The organism is Cytobacillus dafuensis (assembly GCF_007995155.1).
Classification (GTDB): Bacteria; Bacillota; Bacilli; order Bacillales; family Cytobacillaceae; genus Cytobacillus; species Cytobacillus dafuensis.
The window spans coordinates 3,230,117-3,249,267 of record NZ_CP042593.1 but is presented as its reverse complement, the minus strand read 5'-3'; the positions used below and the strand labels follow the sequence as shown (position 1 = coordinate 3,249,267).

The 19,151-nt window shown below is 37.3% G+C and carries 18 protein-coding genes and 1 other annotated feature; of the genes, 12 read left to right on the top strand and 6 right to left on the bottom strand.

Annotated elements, in window-relative coordinates:
* Positions 1-4 precede the first annotated feature (4 nt).
* Positions 5-1,024, bottom strand: a complete 1,020-nt coding sequence (gene namA / locus FSZ17_RS15510) for an NADPH dehydrogenase NamA (protein WP_057771461.1) — start codon at positions 1,022-1,024, stop codon at positions 5-7.
* Positions 1,025-1,517: 493 nt separating this feature from the next.
* Here namA and FSZ17_RS15500 point away from each other — a divergent pair, with 493 nt between their 5' ends.
* Positions 1,518-2,714, top strand: a complete 1,197-nt coding sequence (locus FSZ17_RS15500; protein ID WP_057771460.1) for a M14 family zinc carboxypeptidase — start codon at positions 1,518-1,520, stop codon at positions 2,712-2,714.
* 153 nt (positions 2,715-2,867) lie between these two features.
* Here the strand turns inward: FSZ17_RS15500 and proC are convergent, their stop codons facing one another.
* Positions 2,868-3,698, bottom strand: coding sequence for a pyrroline-5-carboxylate reductase (proC, locus tag FSZ17_RS15495; protein WP_057771538.1), 831 nt, complete (start codon positions 3,696-3,698; stop codon positions 2,868-2,870).
* 74 nt (positions 3,699-3,772) lie between these two features.
* Positions 3,773-3,996, bottom strand: a binding site (T-box leader).
* 296 nt (positions 3,997-4,292) lie between these two features.
* On the opposite strand from proC, the gene FSZ17_RS15490 reads away from it, so the two are divergent.
* Together FSZ17_RS15490 and FSZ17_RS15485 are read left to right on the top strand one after the other, a co-directional pair.
* A complete protein-coding gene (locus tag FSZ17_RS15490; protein ID WP_082625231.1) occupies positions 4,293-8,036 on the top strand; it encodes an endonuclease in 3,744 nt (1,247 codons plus the stop codon).
* 172 nt (positions 8,037-8,208) lie between these two features.
* The gene (locus FSZ17_RS15485) at positions 8,209-8,886 is read left to right on the top strand and encodes an SOS response-associated peptidase (protein ID WP_057771459.1); all 678 of its coding nucleotides are present in this window, start codon (positions 8,209-8,211) and stop codon (positions 8,884-8,886) included.
* Positions 8,887-9,002: 116 nt separating this feature from the next.
* Here FSZ17_RS15485 and tagU read toward each other — a convergent pair whose 3' ends face one another.
* The gene (tagU, locus tag FSZ17_RS15480) at positions 9,003-9,917 is read right to left on the bottom strand and encodes a polyisoprenyl-teichoic acid--peptidoglycan teichoic acid transferase TagU (RefSeq protein ID WP_057771458.1); all 915 of its coding nucleotides are present in this window, start codon (positions 9,915-9,917) and stop codon (positions 9,003-9,005) included.
* Positions 9,918-10,382: 465 nt separating this feature from the next.
* Between tagU and FSZ17_RS15475 the strand changes: the two genes are divergently transcribed.
* Both FSZ17_RS15475 and FSZ17_RS15470 read left to right on the top strand, forming a co-directional pair.
* On the top strand, positions 10,383-11,342 hold the full coding sequence (locus FSZ17_RS15475; RefSeq protein WP_057771457.1) for an MBL fold metallo-hydrolase: 960 nt from the start codon (positions 10,383-10,385) through the stop codon (positions 11,340-11,342).
* A 51-nt stretch (positions 11,343-11,393) separates the two neighbouring features.
* Entirely contained in the window at positions 11,394-12,188 is a 795-nt protein-coding gene (locus FSZ17_RS15470) for an SDR family NAD(P)-dependent oxidoreductase (RefSeq protein ID WP_057771456.1), read from the top strand.
* Positions 12,189-12,198: 10 nt separating this feature from the next.
* On the opposite strand, the gene FSZ17_RS15465 is transcribed toward FSZ17_RS15470, so the two are convergent.
* Complete coding sequence (locus FSZ17_RS15465) at positions 12,199-12,396, bottom strand: YqzH family protein (RefSeq protein WP_057771455.1); 198 nt, start codon at positions 12,394-12,396, stop codon at positions 12,199-12,201.
* A 211-nt stretch (positions 12,397-12,607) separates the two neighbouring features.
* Between FSZ17_RS15465 and FSZ17_RS15460 the strand changes: the two genes are divergently transcribed.
* Together FSZ17_RS15460 and FSZ17_RS15455 are read left to right on the top strand one after the other, a co-directional pair.
* Positions 12,608-13,867 (top strand): Y-family DNA polymerase, encoded by a 1,260-nt coding sequence (locus tag FSZ17_RS15460; protein WP_057771454.1) that lies wholly within the window; start codon positions 12,608-12,610, stop codon positions 13,865-13,867.
* Positions 13,868-13,905: 38 nt separating this feature from the next.
* Positions 13,906-14,241 carry a YolD-like family protein gene (locus tag FSZ17_RS15455; protein ID WP_057771453.1) on the top strand — a complete coding sequence of 112 codons (336 nt, stop codon included), beginning with the start codon at positions 13,906-13,908 and terminating at the stop codon, positions 14,239-14,241.
* A 163-nt stretch (positions 14,242-14,404) separates the two neighbouring features.
* Here the strand turns inward: FSZ17_RS15455 and FSZ17_RS15450 are convergent, their stop codons facing one another.
* Entirely contained in the window at positions 14,405-15,382 is a 978-nt protein-coding gene (locus FSZ17_RS15450; protein ID WP_057771452.1) for an HD domain-containing protein, read from the bottom strand.
* Between the two features lie 199 nt (positions 15,383-15,581).
* Between FSZ17_RS15450 and FSZ17_RS23490 the strand changes: the two genes are divergently transcribed.
* Entirely contained in the window at positions 15,582-15,743 is a 162-nt protein-coding gene (locus FSZ17_RS23490) for a hypothetical protein (protein ID WP_057771451.1), read from the top strand.
* Positions 15,744-15,889: 146 nt separating this feature from the next.
* On the opposite strand, the gene FSZ17_RS15445 is transcribed toward FSZ17_RS23490, so the two are convergent.
* Positions 15,890-16,102 (bottom strand): CDGSH iron-sulfur domain-containing protein, encoded by a 213-nt coding sequence (locus FSZ17_RS15445; protein WP_057771450.1) that lies wholly within the window; start codon positions 16,100-16,102, stop codon positions 15,890-15,892.
* Positions 16,103-16,320: 218 nt separating this feature from the next.
* On the opposite strand from FSZ17_RS15445, the gene FSZ17_RS15440 reads away from it, so the two are divergent.
* The 4 genes from FSZ17_RS15440 (at position 16,321) to FSZ17_RS15425 (ending at position 19,104) form a co-directional block, all read left to right on the top strand.
* The gene (locus FSZ17_RS15440) at positions 16,321-17,055 is read left to right on the top strand and encodes a polysaccharide deacetylase family protein (protein WP_057771449.1); all 735 of its coding nucleotides are present in this window, start codon (positions 16,321-16,323) and stop codon (positions 17,053-17,055) included.
* A gap of 81 nt (positions 17,056-17,136) precedes the next feature.
* A complete protein-coding gene (locus FSZ17_RS15435; protein WP_057771448.1) occupies positions 17,137-17,466 on the top strand; it encodes an iron-sulfur cluster biosynthesis family protein in 330 nt (109 codons plus the stop codon).
* Positions 17,467-17,636: 170 nt separating this feature from the next.
* Positions 17,637-18,164, top strand: a complete 528-nt coding sequence (locus FSZ17_RS15430; protein ID WP_057771447.1) for an RNA polymerase sigma factor — start codon at positions 17,637-17,639, stop codon at positions 18,162-18,164.
* Positions 18,154-19,104, top strand: a complete 951-nt coding sequence (locus tag FSZ17_RS15425) for a hypothetical protein (protein WP_057771446.1) — start codon at positions 18,154-18,156, stop codon at positions 19,102-19,104. Before FSZ17_RS15430 ends, FSZ17_RS15425 begins: the two co-directional genes overlap by 11 nt.
* Positions 19,105-19,151: the final 47 nt, after the last annotated feature.

Sequence of the window (19,151 nt, the reverse complement as noted above, 5' to 3'; positions counted from 1 at the left end):
TATATTAATACCATCCGCGCTCATATTGCTTTGGCGCTTCAATATCCACTCCTAATTCTTTCGCGGCAGTTCGCGGCCAGTATGGGTCACGAAGCAATTCACGTGCAAGGAAAATTAAGTCAGCACGATCATTTTGCAGAATCTCTTCTGCATGTAAGGGAGAGGTAATCAAGCCAACAGCACCCGTAGCAATATCAGCTTCATGCTTAATTTTTTCAGAGAATTTTACTTGGTATCCCGGGTATGTATGGATCCTTGCTGGTACAACTGCACCTGAACTGCAATCAATAAGGTCAATTCCTTGTTCCTTCATCCAACTGCTCATTTGTACATAATCCTCAACTGTTAAGCCTTCTTCATGGTAATCGTTTGCTGAAATTCTAACGAAAAGCGGGCCGTCCCATACGGATTGTATCGCTTCAATCACTTCACGCAAGAATCGGTATCGATTTTCCATAGTCCCACCGTACTCATCATTCCGTTTATTTGACAGCGGTGATAAAAATTCATTGATTAAATATCCATGAGCTCCGTGAATTTCAATGACTTCAAATCCAGCTTTTTTGGCACGTGTTGCCCCTTGCTTGAAGGCTTCAATTGTTTTATGAATATCATCTAAAGTCATTTCATTAGGTGTTTTGCTTTTTTCATTAAATGGAATGGCAGAAGGGGCAATGATTTCACCTTCAAGCACGGCTTTTCTGCCTGCATGGGCAAGCTGGATGCCAGGTGCAGCACCATGCTCTTTCATTAATTTGGTAAGTTCCTTCAAACCATCAATATGCTCGTCACTCCAGATACCAAGGTCTTTTGGCGAAATTCGTCCTTGAGGAGTAACAGCGGTTGCCTCCACAATAATCATCCCAACCTGGCCCACCGCACGGCTTGAATAATGAGTCCGATGCCAATTCTCAACCATGCCATCTTCATTTGAGCAGGAATACATACACATCGGGGACATGACAATTCTGTTCTTAAATGTCGTATTTTTTATTGTAAAAGGGGTAAAAAGCTTTGCTTCCATCGAAAATGCCTCCTTATTTTAATGGCTATGTTAAACTTCCCTGTTGATTTCCGCTGCAGGCACTCGCTTTCCGCGGGCGGTCCGGAAGCCTCCTCGTCGCTATCGCTCCTGCGGGGTCTCCCTTTGACTCGCTTCTCCCGCAGGAGTCTCGCGCCTTCCGCTCCAATCAACAACTAAATAGTATTTTAAACACTGAGCTTTAACACAGCCATATTAATTAATATTAATATATCAAAATGGCCTATTTCTTTTCCTCCATTATATTTTACTACATTTTCTTCTATATATTTAGTGAGTAGAAAGTTTCGTGACTAGAAATAGTCCGATAGAACTTATATTTGTAAATAAACTGAAAATAACAAATACTTAGTTACCGAGTGGTTTTTTTCTTATTTAGTCTTATGTATTCATTTTCAAAAAAGCAGGAGGAAACAGAGAAATATCGTAGAAATCTTACATTGATTTTACATATAAAAGGGTGGAGGAATGGAGAATGAATAAGCTTTGGAAGGTATTAAGTTCAACTGCTTTAGCTGCATCGTTATTGGCTGTACCGAATGTTGGTTTTGCTGAGACAGGGCCAAGTCCACAACAAGGGGATAATCTATCGATTGAAGGGTTTATCAACTATGATCAACTTACAAAAAAGCTAGAGCAGATCCAGAAATCTAGCCAAGGCAAAGTAAAGGTTGAAACGGCTGGCAAAACAAATTTAGGGCGTGACATCTATAAGGTAACAGTTGGCCACGGAGATAAGGTTGTATTAATCGAGAGTGAGATTCATGGAAATGAGAAAACAGGAACGGTTGCCCTTTTAAACATTTTGCAAAATCTTGGATCAAGCAATTCACAAGAAGCGAAAAAGATTTTGGATGAGCTGACAATTGTCGTCATTCCAATGATGAACGCTGATGGCTCAGAGCTTGACCGCCGTGCGAATGACATGGATTGGGCGGAGGTAGTTGCGAAATTCCCTCAGTTAGCAAATGTCCAGCCTGCCTGGAATTATTACAATTATCCTGGAAGTTATAATTATAATCTCAACCCAGGATTTGATGTGAACCGAGACTTTCATCCAGACTTGAACTATGTTCCAAAGCCTGAAGATTTCCCAGGAGCATCTAATAAATACGGCTGGTATATTACACCTGAAGCGCAAACAGTTAGAAATGTTTATAAGGACTTGAAGGAACAATTCGGAAAAGTGGATGTGTTCGTTGATCTTCACCATCAAGGATTCCCTTATGTAGAAGGTACGGATGATCGTGTGACGATGTCAATTTCAGGGAAATTCGTCAAGCATCCAAATAGCTCTGGCGGTGAAAAATACGCTGCGTACGCTGAGAACTATAATTATGATTTTTCAAGACAATTGAATTTAGCGGTATATAACGCACTACAGGAAAAAGGCGATTCTGTATTTACAAATATTTCATTGTACGATCAAAATATTGACTTACCAGGAACAGCTTTAGGTGCGTTTGCATTAAATGGAAGCGGAACAGTACTTTTTGAAGTAAGTGGGCAAACGCAAAGCTTTGGTCAAAAGAAGAGAGGCCAGCTCGTAAAAACAGTTGAAACAGGTCTAATGAGCATTATTAATGGCGTGACAGATGGATCTGTATATCAATTAAATCCAGAAGAATATGAAAACATTCCGTTAAGCGTTAGAACTCCAGGCGGATTGTAAAAAAATATTTGTTCATTTGCCGCCAATTGAAGGTTAAGTCAGTTGGCGGCTTTTATTTTAACTCAGTGGCTTTGCTAAAAAAATATTGAAATGTGCACATACCTCAAGTGAAGTACTCGATCAACTTGAAAAGTAGTTATTAAATGTACTTACTTAAACCTCCATCTTAGCTCCAAACGCCTTTCCTAGTCTTTTTGACTGTGCAGTTGCTTCTTTAATACAATCAATAAACGCATTCTGTACACCATAGGAATCTAAAATTTTTATACCAGCCTCCGTTGTTCCACCTGGGCTTGTCACTTCTTTACGAAGCTGCTGAGGTTCCTTGCTTGATTTTGATAGCATTTCAGCTGCTCCAAGCAAGGTTTGCACAATAAATTCCTTTGCTACGTTTTTTTCAAGTCCAATGTCCAATGCGCTTTTTTCCATCGCTTCTGCAAGATAGTAGATATAAGCTGGCCCGCTGCCTGATAAACCTGTTACTGCATCAAGCTGCTTTTCTTCAACAATTGCAGTCAAACCAACTGTTCCGAATATTTTTGTAACGAGCTTCACTTGTTCTTCAGATACATTTTCATTTATTGCCAAGGCCGTTGCTGATTTTCCGACAGCTGCCGAAGTATTCGGCATTGCTCTCACAATGGCCAATTCCTTTTCTGCCAAGTGTTCGATGCTGTTGATCGCAACTCCGGCTAAAACGGAAATAACAAGCATTTCCTTCGTTAAGTATTTTTTTATTCTAGTAATCGCCACTGCCGCATCTTTAGGCTTCATTGCTAAAAAAACAATCTCAACATCATGAAAAATCTCCTCTAATTGATACGTTGTTTGAACTCCATATTGAGTTTGCATCTCCTTTAACTTGTCGTGATCAGCCTTATTTGTTACCCAAATGCGATGTGGATCAACTATTTTATTTTTTAATATTCCGGAAATTAATGCATCTGCCATAGAACCTGCACCGATAAACGCTACTTTTTTCATTTGAATGGCCTCCTTATGAAAAAAAATATTTTGTGTTCGATTTTGTATGATAAAAATAAAAAGCCCTTTCATCCGTAAAGGACGAAAGGGCTTAGCTTTTCGTGGTACCACCTTAATTACCCTTTCTTACATGTAGCAAAAGGGCATCTCATCTCCGTTAACGCCGGAAACACGTTTAGGTTTTCCTAACGGCTCATAAGGTAGGTTCAATGGTCAAGTGGACGGTGAAGCCTTTCAGCCGCTGAGCTTCACTCTCTTTCGTCTTTTTCCATTTACTGGCCTCATTCATCGCTGTTTTCCTTTATCTAATGATATTAATAGAGATTATGGATGAGGACGAGCAAGTTTGTCAAGAGTTTAATATCTAAAAATACGGAAAATTACGTACTTGTAATTTCCTTTTTTTCAAATTATTTTTTGCAATCTTTTTCCTTGAAATTTGAGTAGTTAAGCCTATTAAAAAATAGTAGAAATTTCTTATTTTTGGTATTTTATTTAAAATTTACAAAAATATGATTGTGCAGTTAATAGAGGAATGCTTAACTAAATGTGAAGAAGGTATTAATAAAATATGAGGATTTGGAGGGAGTTCAAATGAAAGGTAGGCTTCAGAAAAAGATATTTAGCCTCGTTCTAATTTTTACAATGATTTTCAGCCTGTTTAATCCATTCCTTGGAAATGTATCGAAGGCAGCAGAAACAATTACGGTTGCAGAGGCAATTGCAAATAATAGTGGTTTAGCCACGGTTGAAGGGTACATTATTGGTGTAACAAATAATGGCCCAAAATATCAGCACCAAGGGCCTTTTACAGTGAACACTAATATTGCTATTGCAGATTCAGCAGATGAAAAGGATGCAAAGAAAATTTTGCCTGTTCAACTGCCAGCAGGTTCTATTAGAACAGCATTGAATCTTGTAGATCACCCAGAGAATTTAGGGAAAAAAATTAAAATTTCTGGTACTTTGACAGCTTATTTTGCAGTTCCAGGTTTGAAAAGTCCTACTGCTTATTCATTCGTTGAGGATACTGACCCTGTCAAGGTTCAAGCTGTAACTGCATCCCCAGATGGAGGTGAAGTTGTCAAAGGTACAAGAGTTGAACTAGCGACAACTACTAAAGATGCAGCAATCTATTTCACTTTAGACGGTTCAGAACCTACTAAATTCAGCACGCTTTACACAGAGCCGATCGAAATAAATGCTCCAGTCACCATCAAGGCCATTGCCGTTAAAGCTGGTTTATCAGACAGTGAAGTAACGGTGCGTGATTATACCATTCTACAGGAGAATACTATCCGTATTCATGATATTCAGGGTGCTGGCCATAATTCTCCATATGCAAATCAAAACGTAGTAGGTATTGAGGGAATCGTAACTTATGTAGTTGATGGAAGCAATTTTTATATGCAGGACAGGCAGCCAGATGAAGATCCAAACACTTCTGAAGGAATTTTAGTTTATAAAAAATCCCATAATGTTAAAGTGGGGGATGTTGTAAAAGCTAGTGGTCAGGTGAAAGAATGGGTTTTGGAAGGATATGCTGAAAAGCTGCAAACGGACCTTCCGGTAACTGAAATAAATGCAACTAATATTCAAATGATTAAAAGCAATGAGCCTCTACCTGCTCCTGTTGTTATGGGAGTCGACCGTATGCCGTCTCTTGAGGTGATCGACAGCGATGGTTTAACAGCTTTTAATCCTGAGGTGGATGGTATTGACTTTTTTGAGAGCCTTGAGGGTATGCTCGTACAAGTTAATAATCCAAAGGTAGTAGCTCCACAGAAATATGGAGAAATTATCGTCGTTCCCGAAAATATTCCAACAAATACAAAAGCGGGTGGCTTACGCATCACAGAAACTGATTTTAACCCAGAAAGAATGACTATTGATATTAATGATGATTCATTTGTAGCTAAAATGGGAGATCGCTTTAATGGTTCAATTCAGGGGGTTGTAAGCTATGGCTACAGCAACTATAAAATCCTTAGTGATAAAGCGAAATTGCCATCACTGTTGCCTGGGGCAAATGAGCGCGAAACAACAGCAATTGCACCAGTGGATGAAAAACTGACTATTGCATCATACAATGTAGAAAACTTTTCAACGAAAACAGATGATTCAAAGGTTACTAAACTAGCAGAAGCTATTGTTACGAATATGAAACAACCAGACATTATTGGCTTGACAGAGGTTCAAGATAATGACGGACCAACGGATAGCGGAACGACTGATGCAAGCCAAAGTGCATCGAAATTAATCGCAAAAATTGTATCTTTAGGTGGCCCGACATATGTCTATACAGATATTTCACCGGTAGATAAGTTAGATGGCGGACAGCCAGGAGGAAATATCCGTGTTGGTTTCCTTTACAATCCGGAACGAGTATCACTAATGGAAGGTGTAAAAGGCTCTGCTACAGAAGCAGTCGGATTTGAAAATGGCAAGCTTACACTTAATCCAGGACGTATCGCTCCTACAAATTCTGCTTTTAATTCAAGCCGAAAACCGTTAGCCGCACAGTTTGAATTTAAAGGAGAAAATGTCATTGTTGTAGCAAACCATTTTAACTCAAAAGGCGGGGACCTTCCTTTGTTTGGAAAAACTCAGCCTCCAGTTTTAAATAGTGAAAAACAGCGGATGGAAATTTCCACGGTTGTAAACAATTTCGTCAAGGATGTTAAATCAAAGGACCCTAATGCAAATATTGTATTGCTTGGAGACTTTAATGATTTTGAATTTTCTAATCCGTTGAAAGCATTAAAAGGACAAGAATTAACGAACATGATAGAAAAGGTTCCGGCAGATGAGCGCTATACTTATAACTACCAAGGGAATGCTCAAGTTTTAGATCATATTTTAGTATCTAATAATTTAGCTGCTTCAACTGAAGTGGATATTGTTCATATTAATTCCGGCTTTATGGAAGAACATGGACGTGCCAGCGACCATGATCCTGTTTTAATTCAAACGATTCTAAAAGATCCCGTTAAACCAGAGGAACCAAAGTATGATAAAGTGTATGATCTTGTCAATTACAATGCAAAAAAACTTGTCATCGGACCGGATAATGCGTTAATTATCATGGATAAAAACTCGACAATCACAGAAGGAATTTGGCTTAAAAAATCTGCCACCCTTAAAGGGGAAGGATTAAAGAAAACGAGAGTTGTCATAAGCTCTGCCCAAAGAGACACTGTTGTTGATCTAACCGGAACGGAGATTAAGGAAGTTCTAATAGAGAGTGATAAGGTGAAGGAAATTAGAGGAGCAGAGAATGTTAAGCTGTGGACGTTAGGTAAAAAAGTCGACCCTTCCGCTATTAAATTTACAAATGCGAAAGGGGAAGAGATTCCTTCTCCATTTGCTCCAAAAGAGAACAAAGCACCAGTACTAACTAAGCCTTTAGACAAAATTAATGCCAAAACTGGTGAGAAGGTTTCGATTCAATTAAGCGAGCATTTCTCAGATCCAGATGGAGATCCATTGGTTTACACTACAACAATTGGTACTGTATCAGGCTCTGTGCTTACACTTCCAACTGATGAAATCGGCAATTACTTAATCGCAATTACGGTTAAAGACGGAAATGGCGGAGAGATTACTGCCCGCTTCTCATTAACTGTTGAAGAAAAGAATGAGTTGGATGGCTACTATGATCCAGCCTCTGGGAAAACCGGAGCGGATTTGAAGCTTGCTCTCCACAAAATTATTAGCGAGCAAACAAAAATTTCGTACAGTCAAGTGTGGGAAGCATTAAAGGAAACGGATGAGGATCCGAATAACAAGGACAATGTTATTTTGATTTATAAGGGTGAATCCCGTCCAAAGAGCAGTAATGGCGGAAATGTAGGTCAATGGAATCGTGAGCATGTTTGGGCACAATCCCATGGCGGATTCGGGACAAATATTGGTCCAGGTACGGACATTCATCATCTCCGTCCTTCCGATGTACAGATTAATAGTTCTAGAGGAAATCTAGATTTTGATAATGGTGGCAGCCCAGTCAGTGGCTGTAATGGCTGTTTCAAAACATCAAACTCATGGGAACCTCCTGATAGAGTTAAGGGAGATGTTGCCAGAATGCTCTTCTATATGGCTGTTCGGTATGAAGGAACGAATGGTGAAATCGATTTGGAATTGAATGATAAAGTAGGAAATGGAACAAGCCCATATCACGGCAAGCTGTCTGTCTTGCTAGAATGGCATAATCAAGATCCAGTGGACGATTTTGAACGGAACCGCAACAATATTATTTATGAAAAATGGCAGCACAATCGCAATCCGTTCATTGACCATCCTGAGTGGGCTCACATGATCTGGAGAAAAGCTAACTAATAATTTGTTTTAGGTAATATAAAAATTTTGGACATATTTATTGATTTAAAAAAGCTATCGCTTTGCGATAGCTTTTTCTTTTTGCTAATAAGGAAATCGGAAATATTCTTGAAGTGGTGACAGCCTCTTATTATTGGTAAAATGAACAAAACAAAGCCTTGAGGTGATTAAGATGTGTGGCCGTTTTACTTTAACAGCTTCATTTGAACAAATTATTGATCGATTTGATATTGAACAATTTATCGAACAAGATTTATTTGCCCCGAATTATAATGTCGCTCCCTCACAATCTGTATTAGCAGTCGTTAATGATGGCAGCAAAAATCGCTTAGGCTTCTTAAGATGGGGATTAATTCCTTCATGGGCTAATGATGAGAAAATCGGTTATAAAATGATTAATGCAAGAGCTGAATCCTTAAAGGAGAAGCCTAGTTTCCGTAATGCTTATATGAAAAGACGCTGTTTAATAATTGCGGACAGTTTTTATGAATGGAAGCGTCATGAAGATAAGACGAAAACCCCGATGCGTATAAAACTGAGAACATCTGAACTTTTCGCAATGGCAGGTTTATGGGAGCACTGGAAATCTCCACAGGGGAAATCTGTTTATTCCTGTACTGTTATCACCACAACGCCAAATGAGCTTGTAAAAGATATACACGATCGCATGCCTGTTATTTTACAACCAGAAGATGAAAAAATATGGTTAGATCGTTCAATTACAGCCCCATCTTATCTTGATGGATTGCTTAAGCCTCTTGATCAGGACTTGATGGAGACGTATGAGGTATCTACGCTCGTGAATTCGCCGAAAAATAATTCGCCTGAGTTAATTCAGAAAATTTGCTAGGAGTTTAAAAGACTTGATTATGCCCAGTGTAAAACCTTTATAGGTTTTGGTCACTGTTTTATTTACACTTTTTGTTTTGAGATCATTCTTCGGGTATTTTCTCGTTTTTGCTTTTTTTATTTTAAATGCTCTTTCATTTCAGCTTGAACACGTTCTTTTTCCTCATCAGGGACGATAAAATAGTAAATGCTGTCGATTTTTGTCCCGCTTCCGTTAATGGAGGATTGTTCAACGGTTTTGACTGCAGTCCGATAATTTTTTTGAATGTCTATCATCTCTTCAAACTTTAGGTTTGTTTTTATATTATTTCCTAATGCTTGAAATATCTCTTTATAGTTTGCTAATGAGGAGATGCTTGCTCCTTTCTTAAGTACGGCTTGAATGATTTGACGCTGTCTAAGCTGGCGGCCAAAATCTCCTCGTGGATCTTCATATCTCATTCTCGAAAACGATAAAGCTTGCTCCCCATTTAACGTTATTTCTCCTTTTGGAAAATGCTGATCTACATTGGTGAATTCTAAGTCATTATTAACAGTTACGCCGCCCACAGAATTAATAATTTCTGTAAAACCCTCCATATTAATTTGTATGAAATAATCAATAGGGATATCTAAAAAGCTCTCCACTGTTGCTATTGACATTTCTACTCCACCAAATGCATAGGCATGATTGATTTTGTCCACTGTACTATGACCTATTATCTCTGTTCTTGTATCTCGAGGGATGCTAAGAATCTTGACAGAGTTTAGATTAGGGTTAACTGTCAATACAATAATTGTATCTGAACGTCCACGATCTCCCTCGCGTTCATCAACACCAAGCACTAATACAGAGAATGGATCTTTTTTGGTCAGTGTTATTTCTTCTTGCCTTTTAACTGATTTCTCCCGATCAATAGGCTGATGCATTGTTTCAATCGATTTTGTCAAAGATTTATAAAATGAATATCCATAAATACTCGTACCTATTAAAATAAATAGAATAATTATTCCTGTTGCGTGAAGCCATGTTTTATTCTTTACAGATCTCATTCTTTTCCCCCACCAATTTAACAAAAATTCGGCTGCCTACCGATTGCCGAAATCCTGTTATAAATAGTCATCTTGTACCAGACTCCGCCCATTTGACTGTGTGTCAATGGGGCTATTTTTAAAAAAAGAGCTATTAGTCATTTCTATTCAGTAATAAAGGAATAAATTACATAGCCTCCTCGAGTGTTAGTTGAAAAATATAAAAACACATTTACCTGAAAGAGATTTTTATTTATCATCTTTCCAAACGCAGAACGAAATTTTTTCTCTCCACTTAGTGTATATTGAATTATGTGAAAATAATGACAACAAGTAAAAATAAGGTTAAACTTATGTTTAAAAGGTCAAAAAGTATAAAAATTATTGTGAAGAATTATGTTGGAAATGGCATCTGAGAAACTGAAATGCTTTGAAGTATGTAAATTTGATTCTATCTAAATATAGTAATTTTGAGGGGTTGAAAAAATGGCAGAATGGAAAGATGGCCTTGCTAAATTAGTCATTCCGACACCTTTTTCTGTCGGTGATGTAAATGTCTATGTTGTGAAAGGGGAAAGGCTGACGCTTGTCGATGTTGGGCCAAAAACGGAAGAGGCTTGGGAGGCTTTGAATGCACAATTGAAAGATTTACATTTATCGCCTGAGGATATTGAGCAGGTTGTCCTTACTCACCACCATCCTGATCATGCTGGTCTTTTAGATTTTTTTCCGCAGACTTTGGATGTATATGGACATCGAAATAATCAAAGATGGTTACATCGTACGGATGCGTTTTTAAAAGCACATGATGAATTTTACTATGATCTTTTTCCTAGGTGTGGGATTCCGGAGCAATATTTATCGTTTATTGACTTGATGAAAAAGCCGCTGTCTTTTTCCTGCAGCCGTTCTCTTTCAGGTGAATTGAAGGAAGGGGACATCCCGCCAGGTCTTGACAGCTGGACGGTCATTGAAACACCTGGGCATGCTCAGAGTCATATCGGTTTATTCCGGGAAAAGGACGGCGTTTTTATTGGGGGAGATCATTTACTTGCTCATATCTCTCCGAATCCTTTAATGGAACCTCCTTTGCCCGGCAAAACAAAGCGTCCAAAACCGCAAGTGCAATATAATGAGTCTTTGAAAAAACTGCTGCAGCTACCAATACAGCTCTGTTATTCTGGACATGGCGATAATATTTATCATGTTCATGAACTTATCGAAAAAAGACTTGTCCGCCAGCATGAGCGCGCCTTGCATGTGAAAAAATGGCTGGAAGAAGAGTCCCTTACTGTTTTTGAAATTTGTCAGCGTCTTTTTCCAACAGTATATAAAAAAGAATTTTCCTTAACAATTTCTGAAACAATCGCACAGCTTGATTATTTGCATGCATTGGGAGCAATTAGTATAAATAAAGAGGGGAAAGCTTATCTTTTTTCTGCTTAGCTTTTTGGAAAGAGAGGAGTGCTTCCCAATTGTAGTTAATGAGGTGACACAATGTCAGAGCGTTTGAAAAATAAAAATATTATTATTACAGGAGCTTCAGGTGGAATCGGTGCGTCCATGGCGGCCCTTTGTGCGGAGAGAGGAGCAAATCTTGTTTTGCTCGCCCGAAACGATGAGAAGCTAGGTACACTGAAAGCTGATTTAGAAAGGCGTTTTCAAGTGAATGTAGATGTACATAAACTTGATGTTTCAAACACGGACGAGGTGGAGGCTGTCTTTTCAAAAGTTTTGGAGCAGCTAAGTTCAGTTGATGTTCTTGTTAACAATGCGGGGTACGGTATTTTTCGTGAAGCGTATGAGGCAAAAATTGACGATATTAAAGGAATGTTTGCTGTTAATGTTGTTGGCTTAATGGCTTGTACGAGTATGGTTTTGCCTAAAATGCAACAGCAGGGAAGCGGCCACATCATTAATATTGCCTCTCAGGCTGGTAAGATTGCTACACCGAAATCAAGTGTTTATTCCGCAACGAAGCATGCTGTCCTCGGTTACACGAACAGTCTTCGGATGGAGCTTTCCAAGCATCATATTTTTGTGACTGCCATTAATCCAGGTCCGATTGAAACGAATTTTTTTACGATTGCCGATGAAAAAGGAACATACGTTAAAAATGTAAAGAAATTTATGTTAAAGCCAGAATATGTGGCCAAAAAAGTGGTGGATGCAATGCTGACGCCTACTCGCGAAATTAATTTGCCGCGCTGGATGAATGCAGGCAGTATTGTGTATGCTCTTTTTCCGCGCTTGTTTGAGCGTCTTGGCAGAAGGGCTTTTAATCAAAAATAAGCATTAATTTCTAAAAATACGGTGAATCTGTTATATAGCCATATACGACATCATTGACAATGTCATGTAAGTCACTTTCCTTTTCGCTTTCTTTCATTAAATTAATTTTTTGATACATTTCCTCAAATTCCACGCTGCCAAACGATACAGACTCATTGTATTGTTTTAGGCAGCTTTGGATCATTTTAAATATGAACTTCCTATCCATTTAAAAATTCCTCCTCATGTCGATTATACGGTTTTTAGGTCGATAGACATACTGGAAAAATTCCCTTTTATAAGAAATAAGTCGTGAAATTCCCATTGAAAGAGAACGTATATTCGTTTATTATAATGTGTATACTAAAATTAGAACAAATGTTCTTATTTTTGAGGAGTTTCGCCCAACAAGATTGTCTGCTTTTCAAGGAGGAAGAGCCATGATTGATTACAGCACGATGCCAAAGAAACAGATTTTGTGTGTGGATATTAAGAGCTTCTATGCAAGCTGTTCCGCTATTATGCGCGGGCTCGATCCTCTTGAATGCTATCTCGTTGTTGCTGGAAATCAAGAGCGGAAGGGAAGTGTTGTTCTGGCAGCGTCACCAAGGATGAAAAAAGAATTCGGTATAAAGACAGGAAACCGTTTGTATGAAATTCCAGACGACCCGCGGATTATTGTAGCTGAGCCGAAAATGGCAACCTATTTAAGGGTTTCGACGGAAATTACCCGTGTTTTTAATCGTTATGTTCCAAAGGAAGCGATTCATACGTACAGTGTAGACGAGAGTTTTATTAAGGTGGATGGGGCTCTGCATCTTTGGGGGGATGCTTTCACAATTGCCTGTAAGATCAGGGATGATTTAGATCGGGAATTTCAGCTGCCATGCGCCATTGGAATCGGGCCTAATATGCTGCTTTCGAAGCTTTGTCTTGATTTGGATGCGAAAAGATCGGGGATTGCCGAATGGACATACGACGATGTCCAAACAAAATTATGGCCTGTTTCTCCTTTAAGGGAAATGTGGGGAATTGGGCGCCGTGTGGAAAAAACGCTGAATGGAATGGGGATCTTTACTGTTGGACAACTTGCTCATTATGATTTGAAGCAGCTTGAGAAGAAATTCGGCATCATGGGAAATCAGCTTTACCATCATGCATGGGGGATTGATCTTTCTGAAATCGGTGCACCGATAATGGAAGGGCAAATCAGTTTTGGGAAAAGTCAGATCTTGCTCAGGGATTATAAGGAAGAGCATGAAATTAAGTATGTCATCCTAGAGATGTGTGAGGAAGTGGCAAGAAGGACGCGTAAACATCGGAAAGCTGGAAGGACGATCAGTTTCGGTGTGGGTTACAGCCAAGATGAATTAGGCGGCGGCTTTTATCGTTCGAAAACGCTTGATGAGCCAACAAACATTACAATGGATATTTATCGTGTGTGTGTACAGCTTTTTCATAAATTTTATGAAGGAAAAACAGTGCGGCAAATTTCTCTTTCCATTGGCAATCTTGTTGATGACAATGAAATGCAGCTCAATCTTTTTGATCAAAATGGTTGGAAGAAGAGAGAGCTTGGCTATACTGTTGACCATATCCGATCGAAGTTTGGAGCGGAAGCACTTCTAAGAGCAGTCTCCTATACAGCTGCGGGAACGGCCAGACATAGAGCAACGCTTGTCGGCGGTCATAAAATGTAGGCTGTCACTTTGTTAAAGTTAAATAAGGGGGTTGGATCATGATTCGAGACAGGGGCAGAATAAAATGGACATCCATGATGCTCCCAGAACATGTAAAGCTATTAAGAGATTGGGCGAAGGAAGATACGTACGACCAAAGGCGGGAAATCGATGAACAAAAGCTTGAGAGGATGAATGACATTATTTCCGAGGCAATGGAATTTGGAAAAAGCGTTACAATTACTCACTATAGGCATCAAAATTACGAGATTATTATTGGAAATATTCATTTTTGGGATGATATTAATCAAAAGCTGCATATTGTAGATCGATTTGAGGAGATACACCGGATTCACATTTCTGCTATAGCGGATGTACGGTTTTCCATGCAGTAACCTTATAATCGTTATAAAAACTGAGCAATAGAAAGGCTATACTGTTCTTTTGTTCAGTTTTTAATTCGAATAGCTATATTTATTAAATTGAGACTTCAAATTAGAAGTTTCGTTGGTAATTACTTTTCTTTTCTGTCAAAAGTTCACAAAGAAAAATGATTATTTAGTTAGAGATTATTTTTACATACATACCGTTTTTGGATTTTTTCTTAGCTTCTTCACCGATACTCTTAACATATGCTGATAATTTTGAAGCTCTAATTAATTTATTTTCATAAAGGACAGAAGGGTCAATGAGTCGCATTTTATTTTTACGGTGTAAATCATATTCGTTTTTATCTTCTTTTACTTGTACTCTACGATGAATTCGTTTTATAAGACTTTGTATATCCTTGTCATCAGATGAACGTAATAAGAGCATTACTTCTTTATCTGTTCCAAGCAAGGTATTAAGGTTAATAATATTTTTATCTAATGCTAATTTTAAAGTTTTTGCTAAAAAATCATAGCCATATATATTCAAAGGATCCATGAAGTAATCAATAACTTCTTTATAATAAGTTTTTACAAACCATTCAGCCGTTTCGATATTCTTCAGATACATTTTCCCATCTATTATTATTAAATTCTCGAAAAAATGATGAATCTCTTCCAATGTGATGTTTCCATAATGATACATATCTCGGAGAGTGTAGTCTACTCGATCGGCACATAACTCAGGTGCTGGTTGTTCAAGTAATGTCCACTTGGAGTCGTCTAATAATATTTCTTTATAGTCATAGCCGTATTTCTTAAGGATATGAGGAATTTCAGACTCAGTAACGATTTGATGATAAATTTTTTCGTGGTAATTCTCCTCAATATTGTCAAATACGAAATCAATAACGTGAGAAAATGCTGTATGTGATACATCGTGAAGCAATCCTGCCATTTGTTCTTCTAGGGAGCCACCGAATTTCTTGATTAAGAGCATTACACCGATAGAATGTTCATACCTTGTAACATCCCATTCCTGATTAACTAAATAACTTGATCCACCTTGGTAAACACCTTTTAATCTTTGTACAGGACTACTGTAAATTAGTTCTTCGAGAATTCCATCTATTATAAATTTCCCATAAATTTTATCTGCTACGATCACTCACTTCACCCTTTCAAAATAACTAACTCGGAAATTATATTTGAATCTACTACTAACGAATATTCTGTAATGAATTATAGCAAACATAGTATTCGGTTAATTAGTATTGAATAAATTTTTTATACTGTGAGGATATTTGAAAGTTGTATGGGTAGTTTTCCATTGATGTAGCACCTTAACATTAAGGAGGTGTTTCTATATGCCAAGAGGAAAGGAACTCAAGCAGCTTCCAATGTCCAATCTTGCCCCTGGTGCAGGAGATGATAGCAGTCACATGGATCGGGAAATTCTGCAGGGGATTACTGAGGAGGAGCTAGTAGCTCCTGCAAAGGCTGGGAAGGAAAAGAAAAAACGGAGGTGATTCCTCCGTTTTTTGGCTTCGATAAAGCCTTTGCTTAAAAGGGCGTATAAGAAAAACCAAGGCATTCACCGGAAGGATATGGCGAATGCCTTGGTTTTACTAATGAATAGCTTTTGTACAAATTGGAAGTGCGAAGTTATAATTTCTTACTCTTCTTCTAGCTTTGGCGCGCGAACAACTGATTCAAATTGACCTTTATGTGTTCCATCACAAAATGGAGCTTTGGAGGACAACCCACAACGGCATAGAGAGAAAGCTGGCTTTGTTTCGAATTTATTGCCTTCAGCATCGATTAATTCAACATCCCCCGTAATACGGTAAGAGCCATTATCATTCACCTTAATTGTAACCTTTGACATACATAACCATCCCTTCACAAAAATGTCACATTTTATCTCCCATATTAAAAGGAAAATTGAAAAAAAGCAAACGTATTGCTTAAAGTAGAGCAATCAGGGTTTTACTCTCTTGTGAAAACTTTCAGGCTCTGCCATAGAAGGAGAAAAGATAGAAATAATAAAGCCAAGCTTTTGAGGGAAAATAAATTAGTAATAAAAAGAATAAAGCGAGGATTTTTATGAAAAAGACATCTATGTTTTTCCTATGTATTCTTATCTCACTATTTCCATCACAAGTCCTAGCGGTGAGAAATGTACCAATTTTAATTTATCATTCAATCGATGAGTTTAAGGGACATGGTTCTAAAGAGTTATATGTAACCCCTAAGAATTTTGAGGAGCAAATGATGTATTTACGGGATCATGGCTATACTTTATTAACGTTTGAGCGATGGCAGGATATGCATAAAGTAAATAAACCGATTTTCATTACCTTTGATGATGGATATAAAAACAATCTTAATGCATTTGCTATCTTTCAAAAACTGAAAAATGACCGATTTAAACCTACTGGAACCATATTTGTTATTTCTGACTTTATTGGTCGTTCAAACCGATTATCGAAATCGGATATAAAAATGATGGCTGATTCGGGTTTCTTTTCAATCCAGTCTCATACAGCTACACATCCTGATTTGACGACAATAACAAATTATGAATATGAACTGATGCAGTCAAAGGATGGAATTCAAAAAATAACGGGAAAACCAGTGATTGCTTTAGCGTATCCATACGGAAATTTCAACGAGAAGGTTGTAGAAGAAACGAAGAAGTACTATTTGTTTGGACTTACGACTACTCCTGAACCATTTTCTGAAAAGGGGAGTAAAGATGAACTATATCTATTACCGCGAATTTATATAAAATATTCAACGACTCTTGATGATTTTATAAAGATAGTTGAAGGAGAATGACGGTGACTTTACCGGCTAATCGCTTTGCTTAAAGTAGAGTATGCTACAATAAAGGAAAATGGTAGCAAGGGGTAAGAAAGAATGCAAATCACCATAACCGAAGAAGCAGCAAAAAAGATCAAAGAGCGAATGGCAGATAAAAGAGGATTTTTAAAGCTTAAATACGATACAGAGGGCTGTGGATGTGTTGTAAGCGGGGTAACGGCTCTTTGGTTAGTTCCTGAATTGGATGAAGATGATCGAGAAATTAAAACGAATATAGGCAGTATTTATATAGAAAAATCAAAGGAAGTTTTTCTCGATGAACAATTAAAAATAGATTACTCAGAAAAGGCAAACTGCTTTCAATTGAAGAGTCCAAATGAGTACTTAAATCCAAGAATGAGCTTTTTTGATCGCACAATTGGTTAACTTAAAATGGAAATAGCTCACACAGTAAGTGAAACTTCTAGTAGGGTTATCCCTATTGTTGGAAGTTTCACTTTTTACTTTCTGGCGTATTTAAATTTCCTAAAAAAAGTCACATTAGTCAGTGATTGTTTGTCTTAATAAATGACACAGAAGAGAGGGAGGTGAAAGTTGTGTATGTAAACAGAACCGAGTGTAGTATCGAAGAGTTAAATGAGAATAGTTTCGAGGATCTAATAAAACAATATCATCAGCAAATCTATATTTATTGCTATAACATTTTGAGAAATCCTCATGATGCTGAAGATGCTGCACAAGAAGTATTTATGAAAGCATACCAGAGTAATAGGGTTGAAGAAATTAATAATCATAGTGCTTGGCTTTACAAAATTGCTTACAATCATTGTTTAAATAAAATCAGAAGAAAGACTTTAATTGAATTTATCCCCTTTACAGAAAAAAATAGGCTGAAAAGGGAAGTCTATCATGACCAGCAGAGCGACTTTGAATTAAATTACATACTGTCCAATTTAAAACCGAAGGAAAGAGCAATCATCGTTCTTAGAATTATTGAAGATAAAGATTTCGCTGAAATAGCTACGATTCTTGATACTAGTATTCCTACTGCTAGAAAGAGATTTGAAAGAGTAAAATCAAAAATACAAAAATTAATCGAAAGGAGAATACAAGATGAAAGATAAAATTAAATCGTTCGAAGAGTTTGAGAACCGTTTTAAGAATCAGAGGCTTCCAAAAGTTGAACATAATGAGTATTTGGCTGTCAATACGATCGAACACAAAAAAACGCCCATATTTTTACGTGCGTCATTTATCACCATATTTTTAACGTTATTTATCTCGGTGTCAATTGCAGCGGCAATGCATTTTACAGGATGGAAGTTTTTTAATTCGGATGGAAAACAAGTTTTTGAGATGAATACAATGACCGAGGAAGAAGCAAAACCACATCATACGTTTGATGAAATTTATGCTGAACATAGAGATGTAATGGATGAAATTCGTGAAAATCTTCAAAAGGGAGAATTTAAGTATTTTCTTTCTGTAGAAGGCTATGAAAAAATTGGAGTTTCAGCATTAACGATGATTTATAAAGGGGAAGAAATTAAAACTGTGACGCAAATCCCGAATGACATGAGGGAGTTTCTGAACTTAAAGGATGAATTGCAAAATAAATATATACTAGAAGAAGGAATGTTATATTATGAATTGCCATGGACTGATTCAATAAAATTGGCTAAAGATATGTATAAAGAAGCAAAGGAGAAGAATCTAGAATATATTGAAAAGGCAGGTAAACGTACGTCTGATATAACTGATATATCTAATATGTATCTACATTACACAACTAAGAGTAATGAAGAATATTCAAGTCTTCAAATCATAATTACTCCTGTTAAAAAAAGTATACACACGACAGAAGACTTAGCAGGATACATACAATTAACGGAAGATGGTGTAGACTTTTTATATAGTAAAGATATGCATCATATTTATTTCGTCAAAGAAGATAACTCAAAGAAATTTTTAATTAATATTTCCACTTCATGGAGTCTAGAAAACTTTGATGAGAATGAAGAAAAAGAAAAATTAATAGAGATTGCCAAGACCTTTTTAAATTAATTCATCTTGTCTTCTAATTTATTTATAGTAAATATTCCTTTTGATCT